General features: G+C 60.9%; 12 protein-coding genes. 4 read left to right on the top strand and 8 right to left on the bottom strand.

What is annotated here, in order from left to right; all coding sequences use genetic code 11:
- Positions 1-5 precede the first annotated feature (5 nt).
- The 3 genes from QZ298_RS08190 to QZ298_RS08200 are packed head-to-tail and all read right to left on the bottom strand — an operon-like array spanning position 6 to position 6391.
- Positions 6-1697 (bottom strand): IPT/TIG domain-containing protein, encoded by a 1692-nt coding sequence (locus tag QZ298_RS08190; RefSeq protein ID WP_296007880.1) that lies wholly within the window; start codon positions 1695-1697, stop codon positions 6-8.
- A 13-nt stretch (positions 1698-1710) separates the two neighbouring features.
- Positions 1711-3228 (bottom strand): RagB/SusD family nutrient uptake outer membrane protein, encoded by a 1518-nt coding sequence (locus tag QZ298_RS08195; protein WP_296007883.1) that lies wholly within the window; start codon positions 3226-3228, stop codon positions 1711-1713.
- Between the two features lie 13 nt (positions 3229-3241).
- The gene (locus QZ298_RS08200) at positions 3242-6391 is read right to left on the bottom strand and encodes a TonB-dependent receptor (protein WP_296007886.1); all 3150 of its coding nucleotides are present in this window, start codon (positions 6389-6391) and stop codon (positions 3242-3244) included.
- Between the two features lie 442 nt (positions 6392-6833).
- Between QZ298_RS08200 and QZ298_RS08205 the strand changes: the two genes are divergently transcribed.
- The 4 genes from QZ298_RS08205 to QZ298_RS08220 all read left to right on the top strand — a co-directional run bounded on the left by QZ298_RS08205 (position 6834) and on the right by QZ298_RS08220 (position 11724).
- Complete coding sequence (locus QZ298_RS08205; RefSeq protein WP_296007889.1) at positions 6834-8441, top strand: thiamine pyrophosphate-dependent enzyme; 1608 nt, start codon at positions 6834-6836, stop codon at positions 8439-8441.
- 78 nt (positions 8442-8519) lie between these two features.
- Complete coding sequence (locus tag QZ298_RS08210; RefSeq protein WP_296007892.1) at positions 8520-9107, top strand: indolepyruvate oxidoreductase subunit beta; 588 nt, start codon at positions 8520-8522, stop codon at positions 9105-9107.
- Positions 9104-10423 (top strand): pyridoxal phosphate-dependent aminotransferase, encoded by a 1320-nt coding sequence (locus QZ298_RS08215; protein WP_296007895.1) that lies wholly within the window; start codon positions 9104-9106, stop codon positions 10421-10423. The genes QZ298_RS08210 and QZ298_RS08215 overlap by 4 nt, the downstream gene beginning before the upstream one ends.
- An 8-nt stretch (positions 10424-10431) precedes the next feature.
- Complete coding sequence (locus QZ298_RS08220; protein ID WP_296007898.1) at positions 10432-11724, top strand: acetyl-CoA hydrolase/transferase C-terminal domain-containing protein; 1293 nt, start codon at positions 10432-10434, stop codon at positions 11722-11724.
- Between the two features lie 82 nt (positions 11725-11806).
- On the opposite strand, the gene QZ298_RS08225 is transcribed toward QZ298_RS08220, so the two are convergent.
- From QZ298_RS08225 to QZ298_RS08245, 5 genes are all read right to left on the bottom strand, one after another.
- On the bottom strand, positions 11807-13978 hold the full coding sequence (locus tag QZ298_RS08225) for a S46 family peptidase (RefSeq protein ID WP_296007901.1): 2172 nt from the start codon (positions 13976-13978) through the stop codon (positions 11807-11809).
- A gap of 61 nt (positions 13979-14039) precedes the next feature.
- Positions 14040-15998, bottom strand: coding sequence for a 4Fe-4S binding protein (locus tag QZ298_RS08230; RefSeq protein WP_296007903.1), 1959 nt, complete (start codon positions 15996-15998; stop codon positions 14040-14042).
- Between the two features lie 151 nt (positions 15999-16149).
- Complete coding sequence (locus QZ298_RS08235; protein WP_296007906.1) at positions 16150-16968, bottom strand: FISUMP domain-containing protein; 819 nt, start codon at positions 16966-16968, stop codon at positions 16150-16152.
- A 19-nt stretch (positions 16969-16987) separates the two neighbouring features.
- Positions 16988-18481: a DUF6850 family outer membrane beta-barrel protein gene (locus QZ298_RS08240; RefSeq protein ID WP_296007908.1), complete on the bottom strand. Its 1494-nt coding sequence runs from the start codon at positions 18479-18481 to the stop codon at positions 16988-16990.
- A complete protein-coding gene (locus QZ298_RS08245; RefSeq protein ID WP_296007911.1) occupies positions 18478-19722 on the bottom strand; it encodes a DUF4876 domain-containing protein in 1245 nt (414 codons plus the stop codon). The genes QZ298_RS08240 and QZ298_RS08245 overlap by 4 nt, the downstream gene beginning before the upstream one ends.

Below are 19722 nucleotides of genomic sequence, written 5' to 3' on the forward strand. Positions count from 1 at the left end.
CACTTTTAATATTTGTAATCCTCCTTCTGCCAGCAGACGTTATATGTCACATTGCTCAAGGAAGGAGCGGTAGATCCCGGAAGATAATTCGCCGAAACAATATGGATGAACCCGATGCGCTTCACGTTGGCCAAATCGGCGCCCTTATGATTATAATAAAGGACGAGCAACACGGCATCGACCGGCACATCGCGTTGCTCCACGGCCGTTTCGGGAAATACTCCGGGCGCCCACATCAAGCTGTTCGTACTTGCCGTCGGCTTTTGAAGATTGACGCCCGCCACGGTCTTTTGAACCGGGTCGATGGGGAAAGTCGCCTCGTCGATCGAAAGGAAATCGAGGTTGCGCACCTTATCGGCCAGCTCCTTTTCATTGGGTGCTGCCGGATCGAGGTAGCGGAACGTCAGGGCAGGAGTGCCGAAGCCGCCGCCCGAGGCCGGAGCACCGCCGAAAATGCGATCCGCCCCCTTTCCGTTCTCTTTCAGATAGAAGTTCTTCAACGTACTGTTCCGAGCCGGAGAATTGATCTGCAACGAACCTTTGCCGCTGCCCGAATAAGAGTTGGCCGAGAAAAAGAAATAGGGATTTACCGAATTATACTCCGCTTCGGAAACAGACGGCGTATTTTCGCCCGAGCAGACCTTCCCGCCGCTGCCATACGACAGCGGATCTACTTCGGTCGGCCACACGCTGTTATGATAAACAACCCCCGTTTCAGGAGAAAAGAAACTCGACAACGGCCTACAAGCGGCGTCCTGACAGCAAGTAGTAATGCCCTCCCATATCTTGAACGAAAGCACGGTAACGGGAATCGTTTCGCGCACGTCGTCCCACTCTAAATTGTCGAAGTAATAGATCGCGAGCGGTGCCGTGTTGCCCTCGCCCTCGGCGAATCCCTCGACCAGCGGCACCATGAAACGCAGTTCCGAAGCGCTCTGCGAGACGATGTTGGCCGACTCGCCGGCTACCTTGACGGCCGTGATCTGATCGAGATCGGAACCCGTGAGCGTGGTAATGCGCCCCACGATCAGGCGGTCGAACGACAATGCGTCGAGCTTCGGCACCAAGCGTACGATGCCAATGCGCGGAGCGCTGTCGAACGGCGATTCGACCTCGGCGTCGGCTTCGGAGTAGCGCAGTGTGATGCGGGCATCCGAAGTTTCGACATAGGGCACGCGCACGACCAGTTCGGCACCGTCCTGACTCAAGATTTCAGCCTCGCGGCCCTCATCGGCCCCCTCGGGCGTGAAGATGACCTTGCGCACGACGGCCATATATTGTCCCTTGAGGGTCAGCTCGCCGAACATGTCGACCTGAGCGGGCAACTCGTCGGTGCGAATGACGGGCACGGGATAGTTGATCGTCAGCACCTCCTCGGAAGCAGTCTTGCCCACGGCGTTGACCAGTTCGATCGGTCCTGTGCGGGCATCGCGCGTGGCGACGATGGAGAGCTGCGTATTGGAGACGCGCTCCAGAATCCGCACCTCGCGGCCCCCGATGCTGGCCGAGGTCACGGCATGCAGATGACGGCCCGTGACGACGATGGGCGTATCCTCGCCCGAAAGGGCCTGCGCAGGAGCGAACGACTCGATGACGGGAGCCTCGGGAACGTACTCCTCAACGTAAGTGTCGGCACATCCGGCTGCGAAAAACACGACGGCGGCCAACGTTGCGATATATTGCAGTATCTTTTTCATGATGCGGAATCTTTTAATAACCGACATTCTGAGCGATGTCGGGGTTGATGTCAATGACCGAAAGCGGCACGGGCAGCATGGTCTGCCACTCGTCGATGGCCGTCACATAGCCGTAGCTGCCGTAGAAGGCGCTCTCGCGGTCGAGCAGGTAGTCGTTGACCGTCTCCACGGCGATGCCCCAACGCTTCAGATCGAACCAGCGCTTGTTCTCGAACGCCAGCTCCAGGCGGCGCTCCTCGCGCAGGGCTGTGCGGAATTCGGTCATCGACCCGAAGTCGGCCGCGGCATAGGGAGGAATCCCGGCCCGCTCACGGGTCATGTTGAGGTACTTTACCGATTCGGCCGTGGGAGTGCCCGCCAGCTCGGCCGTGAGTTCGGCATAGAGCAACAGCACGTCGCCCAGACGGATCACGGGCCAGTCGTTCTCGCCGTCGTACTCGGTCAGCACGGACGAGAGGAATTTGGTAACGTAGCGCGCCGTCTTGGAATCCGTGACCCACTTGCCGGTGGTGGCGTTCCAATACTTCTCGGCGAACGACACGTCGATGCGCTTGTCGGACGGATGCTTCTTGAAAGCCGCCAGCAGGTCGTTGGACGGATAGTTGTAGTGCTTGGGCGAACCGATGATGACGTTGCCGCCGTTGTTGAGCGGGCCGAACAGTCCGCCGAAAGGCGAACCGAGACCCTTGTTGCCCGCCGTGTAGCGCACGGCGAAGATGATCTCGGAGTTCATCTCGTTGCGGATGGAGAAGACCTCGTCGTAGGGCACCAGCTGGGCGCCGCTCTGCGGATCGCCCGCCGCGGCGATCGCGTCGCGCAGCAGCGAGGCAGCCTCGGCGTATTCTGCATCGCCAGAAGCGTAGCGCGTCATGCAGACCTTGGCCAACAACACCTTGGCCGCGACCGACGTCGCCCGGCCCAGGTCGGCCGCAGCATAACGCTCGGGCAACAACCCGTTGTCGACGATGGCCCGCAGATCCTCCTCGATCAGATCGTAGATCTCCGACGAAGCGACGCGCTGCATAGTTCGCGACTCAGCGGCCGAGAGTTTGCGCGTCACCTTGAAAGCCGGCCCCCAAAGACGTACAATATTGAAATAATTGAGCGCCCGCAGGAACCGCGCTTCGCCCTCGTACTGCGCCGCCAGGGTCTCGTCGCCCACGACGCCGATGCTTGCAAGCACGTCGTTGGCACCGGCGATGGCATGGTAGGAAGCCGTCCAATATTTATCGACCCACACATGGGAACTCAACAAGGTATTCTGGTCGAGCTGCTCGATGAGCTTGCTCTCCGACGAATTGGAACCGTTGATGCGCATGCGGGTGTTGTCCGAACGCAGTTCGGTCATCGCCCACTCGTAATAGAGCACGTCGTGCATCGAACCATAGGCACCCATCAGCAGGCTATTGACGCCGGCAGCATCCTTGGCGTAGCCATCGACCGGAGGTTCGGAGTAAACTTCGCGGTCCATTTCGCAGGCGCAAAGACCCGTGGCCATGAAGATCGGAATGATATATTTCAGCATTTTCATGAGAAAGACGTATTTAGAAAGTAAGGTCGAGGCCGAACGTGACGGTCGACGTGAGCGGGAAACCGCCGCGCTGGTATCCGGCGATCATCGGGCTGGAGTAGTTGCCCGAAGTCATGCGCGCCTCGGGGTTGATGCCCTTGTAATCGGAACTCCAGATGTAGAAGAGGTTGTTGCCCGAGGCATAGAGACGCAGACCCGACAGATGGAGCTTGCGGACGATGCGCTTGGGGAAGGTATAGCCCAGCGTCACGTTGCGCAGGCAGACGTAAGAACCGTCCTGGAGGCCGTAGTCGGTCAACAGCATATCGGTGCCGAGCTTCTCGTAGGGCGTGCGTCCGTCGCCGGGGTGTTGGGCCGAAATCCAACGATCCTTAACGTAAGCCTTGTTGTAACGCATGGTCTCGGTATAGTAGAGGTCGCCGTTGAAAAGCGTCACGCCCTGCACGCCCTGGATCATGAACGAAAGGTCGAAGTCGCCGATCCGGAAGGTGTTGGTCATGCCGTAGGTAAACGACGGATAGGGGGTGCCCAAGACCACACGGTCGTTGTCGTCGAGCTGGTTGTCGCCGTTGGCATCCCAAATACGCAGGCCCCCCGGCGCATCGGTCGAGAAGTGGGGGTTGGCATCGATCTCCTCCTGGGAGTTCCACACGCCGATGGCCTTGAACCCATAATACTGGATGAGCGGCTCGCCCACGCGGGCCAGGTAGTTCTCGGTGCGCTCGCCCTGCGTGATGACCTGCTTCTCGCCGCCCAGCTCAAGCAACTTGTTGCGCGAAAGCGAGAAGTTGATCGAGGTGTCCCACTTGAAGCGCCGACGGTCGAAATTATAGGTGTCGATCTGGATTTCGACACCGGAGTTGCGCACGCGCCCGATGTTGTTCCAGTAATTGGTATACCCCGAGAACGACTGCATCGGCTGCTTGAAGAGCAGCGCCCGCGTTACCGAGTAGTAACCGTCGACCGAAAGGTTGATGCGGTTGTCGAGGAAGCCGGCGTCGAGACCGAAGTTGAACTCGTCGGTCTGCTCCCACGTGATGTCGCGGTTGGCCAGCACGGCCGCCGAAGCCACGCCGGGCTGCAATGAACCGGTGCCCTCGCCCAAGACGTAGTTCTGCGCCTCGTAGACCTCCAGAGCGGCATTGTAGTCGATGTTGTTGTTGCCCGTCACACCGTAGGACGCGCGCAGCTTGAGGTTGGACAACCCATGCAGCCCCTTGAGGAACTGCTCCTCGGAGATGCGCCACCCCAACGACACGGAGGGGAACCAAGCGTTGCGATGCCCTCCGGCAAAGAGCGACGAAGAATCGAGACGGATCGATGCGGAGAGCAGATAACGGTTGTCATAGGCGTAGTTCACGCGCGCGAGGAACGACTGCAACACCACATCGGGATAACGGAACGTACCTGTGCCGGCGCCGTTGCCGTTGTTGGACGAGGCAAGGTTGAAAACCGTGGCGGCGTTGAGCGTTTTGATGTCGTCGGTCGGGAAACCGGTGCCGGTCAATGCCACACGCTGCACACGCGTCGTCTCGGCCGTATAACCGGCCAAGGCCTCGAAATCGTGACGGCCCCAGGTGCGGTGGAAGTCGAACGTGTTTTCAGTCAACAGATCGACGTAAAGCGTACTGAAGAATGTGGCGTTGCTCGCCTCGCCGTCCTTGGTGGCGTTCTTCTTGGCGTAATAGTAGGAAGGGGAATACTTGATGTTGAAACCGTTGGAAGTGCGGAACGTCAACCCCTTGCAGATGTCGACCGTCAGGTAGATGTTGCCCAGGCCCGAGAACGACTCGTTCCACCGCTGGGTGTTGGCCATCACGCTGCGGGGGTTGTTGTTGGCCGACGAAAACGGATTGGCATTCTCCCAGCGGGCGTTCTCGTCGTCGGTGGGTGCCGTGGGCACCGAAATGGCGTTGAAATGACTGCCGCGGGCGAATCCCTCATAACCGGTCAGCGCCGTTGTCCAAGCGTTGTGCCGCACGGGCATGAACGACGGGGTGCGGTAGAAATCGATGAAGTTGTTCTTCGGACGCGAAGCCTGCTGGTAGGTGCCTGCGAGGTTGATGCCGAACTTCACGGCCTTGGAGAGGTCGACATCCATCTTGGAGCGGAAGTTGACCTTCTGCACCTCGTTCTGGAGCATGATGCCCTGGTCTTTGGTATAAGCGCCCGAAGCGTAGTAGCGGAAAGTTTTCTTGCCGCCCGTGAGCGAAAACTGCACGTTGGTAATGCCGGCCAGGTCGCGCAGCGCCTCGCGCTGCCAGTCGGTCGACCCGATGTTGCGCTCGATCCATGCGGCAGCGCGGTAGTTGGAGGCAGGCACGAAGTTCTGCCCCACGGCGCCGAGCGACTCCTGCCACTGCAAGAGTTGCAGATGCTCGGAGGAGGTCATCAAGTCGTGGAGCTGGTAGGCCCACTTGAGACCCTGCGCCACCTTGATCGAGTATTTGGCCTTGTCGGCCGTACCGCTCTTGGTCGTGACCATAATCACGCCGTTGGCCGCACGCGAACCGTAGATGGCGGCCGAGGCGGCATCCTTGAGGATTTCGATCGACTTGACGTCCGACGGGTTGAGATCGGAAAGACCGCCCGGCACGGGATAACCGTCGATGATGACCAGCGGAGCGCTGTCGGCCGAAATCGACCCGGTGCCGCGCACACGGATCGACGGCGCGACGCCGACCTCGGAGGTAACGTTGTTGATGTTCAAGCCTGAAATCTGGCCCTGCAAGGCCGTGGCGATGTCCGACACGGGACGGTCGACGAGCGCATCGCCGCCGATCTTGGAGATGGCACCCGTGAGATGCGACTTCATCTGCGTGCCGTAGCCGACGACCACCACCTCGTCGAGCGCCGTAGCGTCGGGCTGCATGGTCACGTCGATGACGCTCTGCTTGCCGACCTTGACTTCGACCGTGCGGTAGCCTACATAGGAAAAGACGAGAACGGCATTGTCATCGGGCACAGCGAGCGCATAGGAGCCGTCCAGCCCCGTTGCGGCACCGGTCGGGGGGGGGTCGCGCAACACCACGGTAACGCCGACGAGCGGCCCGGAATCATCGGTAACGACGCCCTTGACCGTGCGTCGCTGCGCAAATGCGGCCGTCGCAGCGGACAACAGCACGAGCGCAAGCACCGACTTTCGCAAAAAATTCTTAGCCATGAGTAGTTGAAAGGTTTTAAGGTTTCTGTTGGTTTATGGTTGGCATCGTTGCAATGCAACGATATTTATGGCTGCGTTCCGTGTTCCGACATCCGCCGGCCGCCCGATTGGTTCGCCAAAGTGGTTAACCAATTTTCGGCGTTGACAAAGTTAATGTAAAAAACGGGATATACACAAATTTCCGGAACTATTTTTTAACCCGAACCGAATATTTAACGCATTCGCCTATTATAATATGGTAAAAACCGCAGGAGGGAGTAGCAAGCAACAAATCGCCCGACACGGAATTCGAAACAAAAAAGACAACTCGCCTGCGGCAAACACCGCATTTTGCCTACGATCCAGACGTTTTTCCGCCGCATACGTCGCTTTTTATTGGCAAAAATGGTTTTTCTATTGAATTTTGTTATCTTTGTCAAAACAGGATAAACACCATTTGCTCATGGCACAACGGGAACTTTTACTCGGAGACGAAGCCCTCGCATTGGGGGCGCTCCACGCAGGACTTTCGGGTGTCTATGCCTATCCCGGCACGCCCTCGACCGAAATCGCCGAATTCATCCAGGCCCATCCCCTCGCAGCCCGACGAGGCATCCACTGCGCCTGGTCGGCGAACGAAAAAACCGCCATGGAGGAGGCATTGGGCATGTCGTTCGCCGGACGCCGCGCGCTGGTCTGCATGAAGCACGTAGGCATGAACGTCGCCGCCGACGCCTTCGTCAACGCCGCCATGACCGGCGCCCACGGAGGACTGGTCGTCGTGGCGGCCGACGACCCCTCGATGCACTCGTCGCAGAACGAGCAGGATTCGCGCTTCTATGGCAAATTCGCCCTGATCCCCACGTTCGAGCCTGCCACCCAACAGGAGACCTACGACATGGTGCAGGCCGCTTTCGAGCTGTCGGAGAAGTTCCGCATCCCCGTGCTGATGCGCCTGACGACCCGCATGGCCCATTCGCGGGCCGTGGTCGAAACCCGGGAGGCGCGCGAGGAGAATCCCATGCGGTGTCCTGAAGAAGAGAAGAAGCGGCAATGGGTACTGATGCCCGGCAATTCGCGCGTGCGCTACAAAGCGCTGCTCGACGACAACACGCGCTTCGAACAAGAAGCCGAAGAAAGCCGCTTCAACCGCTATACCGACGCTCCCGACAAATCGCTGGGCATCATAGCCTGCGGCATAGCCTACAACTATGTGATGGAGAACTTCCCGCAAGGCGCGCCCCACCCGGTGCTGAAGATTTCGCAATACCCCCTGCCCGCCGACCTGATCCGCCGAATGGCCGCCGAATGCCAAGCCCTGCTGATCGCGGAGGAGGGGCAGCCCGTGGTCGAAGAAGCGGTGCGCGGCGTACTCCCGGCTCCGGTCGAAATCCGCGGCCGGCTCTCGGGGCAGCTGCCCCGCACGGGCGAACTGACACCCGACAGCCTGCGCGCCGCCCTGGGGCTGGCCCCGCTGGAAGCCCACGCCGCAAGCCGCATCGTCGTGCCCCGTCCGCCCGCCTTGTGCCAAGGCTGCGGCCACCGCGACATGTATGCCGCGCTGACCGAGGTGGTGCGCGAAGAACACCCCGAAGCCAAGGTTTTCAGCGACATCGGCTGCTATACGCTGGGGTGGCTGGCACCTTTCCATGCCATCGACACAGTGGTCGACATGGGGGCTTCGATTACCATGGCCAAAGGCGCCGCCGACGCAGGACTGCACCCCTCTATTGCCGTGATCGGAGACTCGACCTTCACCCACTCGGGCATGACGGGACTGCTGGACGCCGTGAACGAACGAAGCCCCATCACGGTAATCATCTCCGACAATCTGACCACGGGCATGACCGGCGGCCAGGATTCGGCCGGCACGGGACGACTGGAGCAGATATGCACAGGCCTGGGTGTCGACCCGGCGCACATCCGTGTGGTGGTGCCCCTGCCCAAGAACCGCGAAGAACTCAAGCAGATGATCCGCGAAGAGATCGCCTACGAGGGCGTATCGGTCATCATCCCGCGCCGCGAGTGCATTCAGACGGCCAAACGCCACACCGCAGCGGCTAAAAAGTAAGGTTCGTGCCGAACCGCACGGCGGCAGACCGCACCCTGTCGAAGCGAACGACCGCCGCATGAACTTAAAACAACGACGATGAAAAAAGACATCATACTTTCGGGCGTCGGAGGACAAGGCATCCTCTCGATCGCCACGGTCATAGGCCGCGCGGCCCTGAACGAGGGATTGCAGATCAAGCAGGCCGAAGTGCACGGCATGAGCCAGCGCGGCGGCGACGTACAATCGAACCTGCGCCTCAGCTCGGAGCAGATACACTCCGACCTGATTCCGCAGGGCGCCGCCGACATCGTGATTTCGCTCGAACCGATGGAAGCGCTGCGCTACCTGCCCTGGCTGGCGGCGGACGGCTGGATCGTGACGAACACGGTGCCGTTCAAAAACATAGACAACTACCCGGACGAAGCGGTCCTGACCCAAGCCCTGGGCGCCCTGCCGCGCGTCGTGGTGCTCGACGCCGAGGCCATCGCCCGCGAAGCCGCATCGCCCCGTTCGGCCAACATGGCGCTGCTGGGAGCCACGGCGCCGCTGCTCGGACTCGAAATCGGGCTGCTCGAACAAGGCATCCGCGACATCTTCGCCCGCAAGGGCGATACGGTCGTCGAGCAAAACCTCGCGGCATTCCGCGCAGGATATGCCCACGCAAAAAAACAGATCGAACCATGACCCCGCTGCCCCTCCCTGCCGCGACGCTCCGCACGGTGCTGGAGCGTCTGGACATCGCCGACATCGCCCAGGCGACCATACGCCAGTCGGGCGACATCGCCCGCATGCTGGAAAAGGAAACGGGCGTCGAATTCCTGCATCTGGAAATGGGCATTCCGGGGCTGCCGCCCCAACAGGCGGGCGTCGAAGCCGAGTGCGCGGCCCTGCGACGAGGCGTGGCATCGGTCTACCCCAACATGTTCGGCATCCCCGAATTCAAGCAGGCCGCCTCGCGCTTCATCCGGGCGTTCCTCGACATCGGCATCGCCCCCAAGGGGTGCATCCCCACGGTGGGATCGATGCAGGGCAGTTTCACAGCCTTTCTGCTCTGCTCGCAACTCGACCCCCGCAAGGACACCATCCTTTTCATCGACCCAGGATTCCCCGTACAACGCAACCAAGTGCATATTCTGGGCATACGCAGCGAATCGTTCGACATCTACGAATACCGCGCCGAGAAGCTGGGGCCGAAACTCGAAAGCTACCTGGCCACGGGACGCATCGCAGCGATCGTCTACTCGAATCCCAACAACCCCGCCTGGATCTGCCTGACCGAAGACGAATTGCGCACCATCGGCGAGCTGGCCACGCGCCACGACACCGTAGTGATCGAAGACTTGGCCTACCTCTGCATGGACTTCCGCAAGCCGCTGGGCCGGCCTTTCGAAGCGCCGTTCCAAGCCAGCGTCGCACGATATACGGACAACTACATCCTGATGCTCTCCGGCTCGAAGATTTTCAGCTACGCCGGCCAGCGCATCGCGGCGATCGCCATTTCGGACAAACTCTACGCCCGCGAATACTCCGCGCTGCGCCAACGCTACGGCATCGGCCGCCTGGGCGATGCCTACGTACTGGCTATCCTCTATGCCGCATCGTCGGGCACCAGCCACTCGGCCCAATACGCCCTGGCCGCGATGTTCGACGCCGCAGCCGACGGGCAGCTGGACTTCGTGGGCGAAGCCTCCGAATATGCCCGTCGGGCCTCCCTGACCAAAGCGGCGTTCCTGCGCCACGGATTCCGCATCGTCTACGACAAAGACCAGGAGGAAGAGGTCAGCGACGGATTCTTCTACACGATCGGCTACCCGGGCCTGAGCGGATCGGAACTGCTGCGCGAGTTGCTGCTGTGCGGCATCTGCGCCATAGCCCTGTCGCTTACCGGCAGCCGGCAGGAGGGCATCCGGGTCTGCATCTCGCAGATGAACCGCCCCCAGCAGTTCGACATGCTGGAAGAACGCCTCGCCCTTTTCGCACGAACCCACCCGCTCGAATAACCCCGCCTATGAAATCCATTTCTGCCGCCGAAGCCGTTCGGCTCATCCGCTCCCGCCAGAGCGTCTACATCCAAGGCAGCACCTCGATTCCCGAAACGCTCGTCGCCGCGCTGGCCGACCGCGGGCCGGAGCTGGAGGACGTAAAACTCTATTCGGGTTTCGCTGTGGGCCGAGCCGACGCCCCCTACTGCCGTCCCGAATACAAAGATGCCTTCCGGGTCAACAGCCTTTTCGTGGCCAACAACATCCGCCGTTGGCTGGCCGAGGGCTACGGACAGACCATACCCGCCTTTCTGGGCGAAATCCCGGGGCTGTTCCGCGACGGCACGCTGCCCGTCGACGTGGCGCTGCTCAACTTGTCGCTACCCAACGCCGAGGGCTACTGCTCCTACGGCGTGTCGGCCGATCTGGCGGTCTCGGCCGTAGAATGCGCCAAGATCGTGATCGGACAGATCAATCCCCGCATGCCTTTCTCCTACGGCGACGCCTTGATCCATGTTTCGCGGCTGGCCGCGGTCGTCGAAGTCGACGAACCGCTGGTCGAAGTGCCGACGGCCGCCCCGACCGAGACCGAAACCCGCATCGGCCGGAGCATCGCCGAACTGATCCCCGACGGCGCCACGCTCCAAATCGGCGTGGGCGGCATCCCCAACGCGGTGCTCGCGGCACTCAAGGATCACAAACACCTGGGGCTGCACACCGAAGCGATGACCGACGGGGTGCTGCCGCTGCTGGAGAGCGGCGTGATCGACAACTCGCAGAAGAAGGTGCTGCCCGGAACGACCGTCGCGTCGCTGGCTCTGGGTTCGCGCAAGCTCTACGACTATATGGACTACCGCAAGGATCTGCTGATGAAAGATGTGGCCTGGACGAACGACCCGTTCCGCATCCGCGAGAATCCCCGCGTGATGGCAATCAACTCGGCCGTAGAGGTCGACCTCACGGGACAGGTATGCGCCGATTCGGTAGGCGAACGCATCATTTCGGGTGTCGGCGGCCAGCACGACTTCATGTACGGCGGCGCACTCTCCGAGGGCGGCAAGACCTTCATCGCCATCCCCTCGACCACCCCGAAGGGCGAGTCGAAAATCCGCGCACGGCTGACGGCCGGAGCAGGCGTCGTGACGACGCGCCACATGGTGCAACATATCGTTACCGAATTCGGTGTGGCGCACCTGCGCGGCAAGAACCTGGCCCAACGTGCCCGGGCCTTGATCGGCATCGCCCACCCCAGCGTGCGCGAAGACCTCGAACGGGCCGCCTGCGAACGCTTCGGCTACTCGTTCATCCACTGCAAATAGAAAAGCATCGCCCCGGCCGCGCATGAGCAGCCGGGGCGATGCTTTTGTATCGGGAGCGCTCCGGCGCCCCGATCGTCGGGTTCTACTTCTCGAACCGCATTTCATCGAGCAACCAGCCGGCACCGGCGTATTTCTCGATGACCCACATCACATAACGAATATCCACGCACACCGTGCGCGACAACTCGGGATGGAACCACACGTCGCCGGCCATCGACTCGCGGTTGCCGTCGAACGCCAGTCCGATCAGCCGCCCGCGCCCGTCGAGCACCGGGCTGCCCGAATTGCCGCCCGTGATGTCGTTGTCGGTCAGGAAATCGACATACAACACGCCCTTTTCGCCCCAACGGCCCCAATCCTTGGCCTCGATGAGCGAACGCATACGCTCGTCGACCCGATACTCGTATTGCGCCGGATCGTACTTCTCCTGATAACCTGCAACGGTAGACCGCGAATCGTAGCGCACGCCGTCGGCAGAAGCCAAAGGCTTGACCGTTCCGTAGGAGAGCCGCATCGTCGAATTGGCATTGGGATACTGCGGCACGCCGCATGCCTCACGGAAATCGTAGAGCGCCTCGGCATAGCGTCGTTCGGTCGCACCGACCTGCACATGAGCCTTCTTCTCGGCCCGGGACACAGCCCCCGTGAAACGCTGCACGGCGACCGATCCGGCCAACGTGACCAACGGATCGCGGCGAAGATCGTCCGCAGCGCAATCATCGGCGAAACGGGCTTCGTAACGCCCGGCCGACGAACAGAACGAAGCATCGAAAGCCTCGCGCGCCATCCGGTCGGCATCGCCGCCGGCCCGGTCGAACATCGCGGTCAGCCCCTCGCCCCACATGGCGCGCGGCACCGAAGCGGTAAAATTGACCATCATCCGGGCCAGCAAATCACGGTCGGTATCGACGTCGTAGTTGCGCCGCAGCCGCGAAGCCCCCTCGACGATACCCCGTGCATCGCGGTCGGCGAGTCGCAGCGTATCGCGCCCCTGACGGTCGAGTTTATCCAGAAAAGAAACCACCCGATTGGCCGCAAGCAACGCCTGGCTGGGGCCTAACCACGACTCGCGGAAATGGTTGAGGTGGCGTTCGGCATCGCGCCGCACGCCGTAACCCCGCTCCAAGTCGGCCAACACCGAACCGTATCCGGCCCGGCGAGCCGAATCGGCTTCGATCCACCGCTGCATCCGGCGCTCCTCGTCGCGCCGCACATCGGCCACGCCGAAGCGCCGCAAACACTTGTTCTCCCACTTGGCATAGTCGGCGTAGTTGCTCAATCCGAAATAAGCATCGGAATAAGCCATGCGCACCCGCGGAGCACGCTCCATGTGGCGGCGCAAGATGTCCATCCGCTCGTGGCGGTTCTTTACCACGATCGGATTGCGCACGTGCTGCTTCTCATCGATGGCAAACGACGAAGCATAGCGGTTCGTGCGTCCGGGATAGCCGATGACCATGGCAAAGTCGCCGTCGTGCACGCCCCGCGTCGCCACGCTCAACACGCGGCGAGGCCGCAGCGGCACGTTGTCGGGGCTGTAAGCCGCCGGACGGCCGTCGGGCGAAGCGTAGACGCGGTAAAGCGCGAAATCGCCCTTGTGCTGGGGCCAGCCCCAATTATCGAAGTCGCCGCCGAACGCACCGATCGCGACCGGAGGGGCGCCGACCAGCCGCACATCGCGGTAGACGTCGTAGTAACACATCAAAAACAAACGCCCGCCCCACATCGAGACGCACGAAACCTCGCAATCGGTGTCGGCACCGTAACGCTTTTCGAGGTCGGCATACAACCGCCGCATGGCCATGACGCCCCACGTGCCGGCGGCCTTGCGCTCGGCGATCATCGCCTGCGCCTGGTCCGTCACATCGACCGCCCGGCGCAAAAAGGAGACGGTTTTCCCCGGAACGGGGATTTCATCCTCGGCCTCGCGCGCCCAAAACCCCTCTTCGAGATAGTTATGCTCGGGAGTCGAGAGGGCGCAGATGTCGCTGAAAGCGACATGATGATTGGTAATCATCAAGCCCCGGTCGGAAATCATGCTTCCCGATCCCATGCCGCCGTCGACCGCCACCACGGCGTCCGACAAGGCGACGGATAACTCGTCGTAGATCTCCTGCGGGGAGAGCTTCAATCCTTCGGCCCGCATCCGGGGATAAATCTCCCGGAGCCGCTGGACGAGCCACATCCCCTCGTCGGCCGACGCACTGCCGACGGCCAACAACAACACGGCGCCAAGCGCCCATATCCGTTTCATGGATCAACGTTTTTATTCGGGAGCCGGCATCCGCAAAAAGGGGCGGCCAGCTCCCGATCTTTTACTTTTGTTCGACCGTACGGCCCGGTGCCGAGAACTTCAACCGCGGGTCGGCCTCCTGGAACGTGCCGTCAGCCATGCGCAGCGTCCACTTCGGAGCCTGGAAAATGTCGCTCCAGATGCGGGCGTCGCTCCACATCGACCGCACGTAATGCAACCGCATGACAGGCGTGACGCCGCGCAGCACGAAGTCGACCGAGACGATGCCGTCCGTACACGAAAGGAAACTCTTGAAATAAGGGAATGCCTGGCGCACGAGCAACTTCTCGATCGCCGGGAACTCCATTTCGTAAACCGCCTTGGGGAAACGCTCGTCGTCGCCCCATTTTTCGAGGTTGGCCACGAAACGCCCCGACATCTTCTCGATATCGCGGAACATCACGGCGACGAACTCCTCGCGCGAAACGAGGCTCCGGCCGGCGGCGCAACTTTTCAGCTCGGTGTGCATCGGGATGACCTTCTCGCCCTCCTTGGTCTTCATGGTCAACTCCTTGGCGTTGATCGCGCGGGCGAAAGCCTCCTCGTCGATGCGGGCTGCGGGATCGGCATAGACCGTCACATCGACCGGACAAGCGAACTCGGCCGTAAAGCCGTAGACGCCCTCGATGCGCTGAAGCACCATGCCGAAATAAACCATGTCCATGCGGTCGTGCAGGCCCTCGACACCCAACTTGACGACCTCGAGCATCGGCACGCTTTCGTCGGGCGTGGCATACTTGCGCAACGTAGGAGTAAAGATCGCAGCCTGAATCTTCAACGTATCGGTAACCGCCGGGTCGTAGGTTACCTCAATCCCGTGACGCCGCACGAACGTCCGCACGCCATAGACACCCGGCACGCTCTGCATCTTGGCTGCGAAAGCTTTCGACGAACCGAAGCACTTGATGGTCTGCAAGCCCTCCATCTGGTAGGTCTGCAACTGTTCGGCCTTCTCATAATCGCCCCACTTCTCGTCGATGGTGGGCAATTCGAGCGTCGTCCCGAGCCAGAGCGCCATGCCGAACAACGCCACGGCCAACAGCCCGGGCACCCAACGGCAAGCCGTATGGCCGTTGATCTGCAACGCACCCGTGGCGCACGACGAAATGCACTGCCCGCATAACGTACAATCGACATGCTTGACCTTAGCATCGTCGTGGATGGGAATATGATAGGGACACTTCTTCTCGCAAAGGCGGCAACTATTGCAAAGCGCCGCATCGCGCTGCACGTACACCAACGGGAAGCCGCAACTCTTCAAACGGATCGCCTCCATGAAGAAAGCCGCAATGCACACGGCCGCGAGCACCCAGACCCAGCCGCCCCGGACGCCATAGAAATCCAACACCCAGACGGCGACCGCAGCCAGAACGACCAACGGCAAGAATTTAAAGACATTGCTGATGGCACCCAGCGGACAGATATACTTGCACCAAAACATCTTTACCACGAAACTGCCCAAAATTACCAGCGCAAGGCTCGTGATCGACATCCACAGCACGATCTCGCCCTGGAATCCGGTAGCGGCAGCGTAGTAAGGATCGATCTTCTTGCAGAACAACTCGCTGGACGAGAGCGTGAAGTAAAGAATCGTGAAAAGCAGCACATATTTGATGATGCGCAACCATCTGTCGGCCGTGCTGCCGACCGGCACGTCGATCTGCAAATGGAGGTTGCGGCCCATGCGGCCCAAAGCCTCGCCGACCGTTCCCAAGGGGCACAGATAGCCGCAGAAGAGCTTCGAGAAGAGGATCACGCCCACGGCCAGCACCAGACCCATCATGATCTGGAGCATCGACATCGAACAAGCCAACGAATGGTTGACCAGGTAGGTTCCGAACGCCTGCAATCCTCCGAACGGACAATATTTCTCCACGTCGACCGGCGTGTCGGAATATGCGGCCCAACCCACCGTACCGACGATGGCGGCTAATACGCCCCATTGGAGGAGGTGTTTCAAATAATTAGGTTTACGTTTCATCTGTTGTCAGGTTTGTGTGTTTCGCTCCGCATCTTCACGGCGGAACGCCGTGCCGCCGGACGGCTCAAGATGCGGTCAAACGTATTGCGATCCGGAAACGCACACGGGGAGCTTTCGGCAGCTCCCCTGTGCAAACCGGTATCGGACGCAGTTAATCGAGGTTCTTGATGCAACGAACGGGTGCCGCACCGTAAGCATTCTGGTAAGCGACCTGCAACCGGTTGTAAGTTGCATTATAGGTAATCATGCTTGCGTAGAACTGGATGTTCTTAATGCCCGAAGCGGCATCGCCGGCCGTATTGTAAGTGAGCTGATAAGCGGTCGACGCGGCGAAATAGGACATGCCGAACTTGCCGGCTCCGTCCTCGGCCTTCGACTCGATGGCCATGTAGGCCGGCTTCGCAACAGCCGAAGCGGCGTTGATATAACCGCAAGTCAAGAGGTTGAACCCATCTGCATTCAATGCGGGCATCGGAGCGCCCATCGCCTCGGAATCGTAGTAAGGCGACGAAGCATCGGAAAGGCCGCCGCTGCCCTGGCCGGCCAACTTGAGCCACTCGGCCATGGTCGGCACATGCCAGCCGTCGGGGCAGATGCCCTGCACGCCCTCGTACTTGTCGAAGTTCTCGGCCGAAAACTCGCCCTCCAAGCCCAACAGCACAGGATAGCTGTACAGCAGGCCATCGGTCTCGACACGCTCGGGATCGGCCTGTTTGTTCAAGTCGCAGGGATTCCAGACACCGCTGCCGTCGGTCGGATCACTGGAAATGGTCTTGCCCACGGGCACGTAACGCAGGTTCTCGGCCATCCAGGTGCGGCCGTCCTGGAGTTTGACGGTCTGGTATTTCACACCGCCCCAAGTCACGGTACCGTCATCGGGGGGGGGAACGTTGCCTTCGTTGTCGTTGTCCGAACAAGCTGCGAACGCCAAAGCTGCGAACGCCAGAACTGCAAACAAATGTTTTTTCATAGCTGTAAAGTATTAGAAGTTAAAAATCGTATCCGACGCAAAGCATGGCCCGCACACGATCCGGACGCTCCACGACGCGCAGCCCGAAACCGCGCTCGTAACGTGCCGAAAGGTCGATGTAGAACCGCCGGATATGGCGCCGCACACCGACACCGGCACCCAACCGGTCGGCCGCGAGAAACTCGTTCTCATAATCGTAGTAATCGGTCAGCCGCACCGGATAATCGCCCGGCTCGGCCGACGTCTCCAGGCGGCTTTGCCGCTCGCGGAAATCGCCCGTACGGAAATCGGCCGCGAGATTCAACTCCCAACGCCCGAACGTTTGCGTCCAATCGGCCCACAACGACGCATGACACAGCCGCTGGCCCCGCACATAGGGGAACATGAGCGTCGACTCGCGGTTGAGACAGGTGCCCGACACCCCGGCACGCAGATCGGTACGCGCCGTCGTCCACTCGTAGGCGGCCTGCATATCGAGTCTGCGCCGCCCGAAAATCGGCACGGAACCATGCAACTGAGGATTGGCCACACCGTTGACGGTCTGGTACGTGATGATGTTTTCGCGGTTGTCGAGCGACTCCCACTCGACCCTCAACCGCACATCGTGGCACGCGTCCGTACGGGAGAGCCGCCAACCGACGTCCGCGCGCAGATCGTGGGTGCGGAACTCGTGCCATGCGACACGCTCGCCCGTGCGGCCGACGCGGTTGCGGTAGGCCGCCTCGGCGAACCAAGGCCCGAATTGCAAAGCCAGCGCAGCGCCTTGGGTAGTCTGCTTGACCGGGAAACCGGTAACGCCAGCCGTGGTAAGGTGCAGATCGTTGCTCTGCCACAACTGGAGGGAACCGAAGCGCAATCCCCGGTCGAAGAAAGCCATATAGGAATCGGCCGAAGCGCCGATCTCCTCGGCTTCGATCTTCTCGCGGTCGACCCCCACGATGTAGGCCGCACCGACGGCGAACCGTCCGGCATGGTACATGACCCCGGGCGCGAACTCGAAGTCGAGCCGCATGTTCTTATGGCGCAAATCCTTGCGCTTGGCATAGTTGGAGGCTTCGAAACCGACCTTCAGCCCCCCCGTCCACCGCTCGCCGAGCACGGCGGAAAGCGCCCCGTCGAACGCGTAGGTCTCGCGCACCTTGCGCCCCGGCGTGAACTCCAGAATGTCGACCGGATACAAACCCGGCACGGAAAAGATCGACCCGCACATGTTGCGCCCGTCGAAATAATCGTAGGAGAAGCCCCCGGAAAACGAAACTTTCTCGAAATGACGGATCGATGCGGTGCGCGCCCCGGCATTCCAACTGTCGTCGGACGACGAACGGTCGATCAAGCCGCCGTTCTCCTTGACAAAATAGACCTCGGCGAACGAACGGCTCAACGTATCCTGTCGCAAGCCGGCCGCGACAACACCTCCGTTCCACGGATTGCGCCGCGCCACCCGCTCGAAACGCCCCTGCGCCGCGACGGCGCCGAGCGACAAAACAGCAAACAAAGTAAATATCCGCCTCATAACTCCCGCAGCGATTGTGTCGCCCGCTCGTAAAAATCGTTCGACGAATTGTTGGTATCCTGGTAAACCTCGAATCCAGCCTGCCGCGTGGCCTCCTCGTCCAAACGGCGATGCACGGTGTGGCCCTGCGGCATGCCGGAGAAAGCCACGGCACCGGCGTCGACGTCCGCGCGCAAACGCTTGTGGTTCGACGATCCGGTATTATCGGAAACCTCCGCGCCGTCGACGACCCACTCCCACGGCACCTTGGAATAGACGATATTGCCGCTCAGAATCGTCGACGCCATGTCGTCGGCCAGGTAAGCCTCCAGATCGAACCCGTCGGGCGCCCGGAAAAGGATCACGGCCGGCGAATTGTTCGAAATCACATAGGTATTGGCGCCGCCCTCACCGCTGCGGCCCGTTTTCTTGACCACCCGCATGCGGAAGCGCTCCTCGATCCGATCGCCGGGCACCGGCGTAGGCCAACGCGTACTGCCGGGATAGAGCAACTGGTCGTAGAGCACAAAATAGCCCTCTCGGTTCAGATCGACCGAGAACGAATATTCCTGCGTATGATCGACGCCCCAGAAAGCGATGACGGCATCGCCGCCCGGCTCGATGGGGAACTCCTCGCCCGAGCCAGGGAACTGCCAAATGGCGTCGGGAACGGCCGCATAGTCGCGGAAAACGATGTTGCCCGAGGCGTCGATGCTTGTCCAAGGGTTGGACTGCACCTTGGAATTGTAAGGCGCCACGGTCGCGAAACACAACCCGTCGAGAAACCGGCGCCGGCTGCTGTTGTTATGCAGGATGACATACTTGTCGTTGGTATAGGAATCCGTGGCGGGAGGATTCATCGGACAACCGCCCGAGTAGATCTCCTTGATGAGGATGCTGCCCGCCTCGGAATATTCGAGAGGCACCTCGACAGCCGCGTCGCCGGCCATCAGATCGACCTGCTCGACCGTCCCGTTGAAGATCGTCACGGCATCGGGCTTGTCGAAAGCGGCGAGGCGGTAATGCCCTGCCGCCACCTCGAACCGCACAGCGCCCGCAGCGTCGGTACGGGCCTCATAACTATTGCTCGTATTGCGGTCGGCGAGCGTCACGGCAACGCCTGCGCGCATCCGGTCGGCATACCCTTCGGGATAGACCAACTGCACGCTGAGCGTACGCACGACATCCCGATAGGGATTCTGCTCGAACGAAGTGCAGGCCGCCGAAACGAACAACAACGCATACAGAAAACCTCTTTTCAT

Source organism: uncultured Alistipes sp. (genome assembly GCF_910580175.1).
GTDB lineage: Bacteria > Bacteroidota > Bacteroidia > Bacteroidales > Rikenellaceae > Alistipes.

Excerpts from the sequence above, each read along its gene's own strand:
- QZ298_RS08190 (WP_296007880.1), bottom strand. The coding sequence starts at position 1,697 with ATGAAAAAGATACTGCAATATATCGCAACGTTGGCCGCCGTCGTGTTT.
- QZ298_RS08195 (WP_296007883.1), bottom strand. The coding sequence starts at position 3,228 with ATGAAAATGCTGAAATATATCATTCCGATCTTCATGGCCACGGGTCTT.
- QZ298_RS08200 (WP_296007886.1), bottom strand. The coding sequence starts at position 6,391 with ATGGCTAAGAATTTTTTGCGAAAGTCGGTGCTTGCGCTCGTGCTGTTG.
- QZ298_RS08205 (WP_296007889.1), top strand. The coding sequence starts at position 6,834 with ATGGCACAACGGGAACTTTTACTCGGAGACGAAGCCCTCGCATTGGGG.
- QZ298_RS08210 (WP_296007892.1), top strand. The coding sequence starts at position 8,520 with ATGAAAAAAGACATCATACTTTCGGGCGTCGGAGGACAAGGCATCCTC.
- QZ298_RS08215 (WP_296007895.1), top strand. The coding sequence starts at position 9,104 with ATGACCCCGCTGCCCCTCCCTGCCGCGACGCTCCGCACGGTGCTGGAG.
- QZ298_RS08220 (WP_296007898.1), top strand. The coding sequence starts at position 10,432 with ATGAAATCCATTTCTGCCGCCGAAGCCGTTCGGCTCATCCGCTCCCGC.
- QZ298_RS08225 (WP_296007901.1), bottom strand. The coding sequence starts at position 13,978 with ATGAAACGGATATGGGCGCTTGGCGCCGTGTTGTTGTTGGCCGTCGGC.
- QZ298_RS08230 (WP_296007903.1), bottom strand. The coding sequence starts at position 15,998 with ATGAAACGTAAACCTAATTATTTGAAACACCTCCTCCAATGGGGCGTA.
- QZ298_RS08235 (WP_296007906.1), bottom strand. The coding sequence starts at position 16,968 with ATGAAAAAACATTTGTTTGCAGTTCTGGCGTTCGCAGCTTTGGCGTTC.
- QZ298_RS08240 (WP_296007908.1), bottom strand. The coding sequence starts at position 18,481 with ATGAGGCGGATATTTACTTTGTTTGCTGTTTTGTCGCTCGGCGCCGTC.
- QZ298_RS08245 (WP_296007911.1), bottom strand. The coding sequence starts at position 19,722 with ATGAAAAGAGGTTTTCTGTATGCGTTGTTGTTCGTTTCGGCGGCCTGC.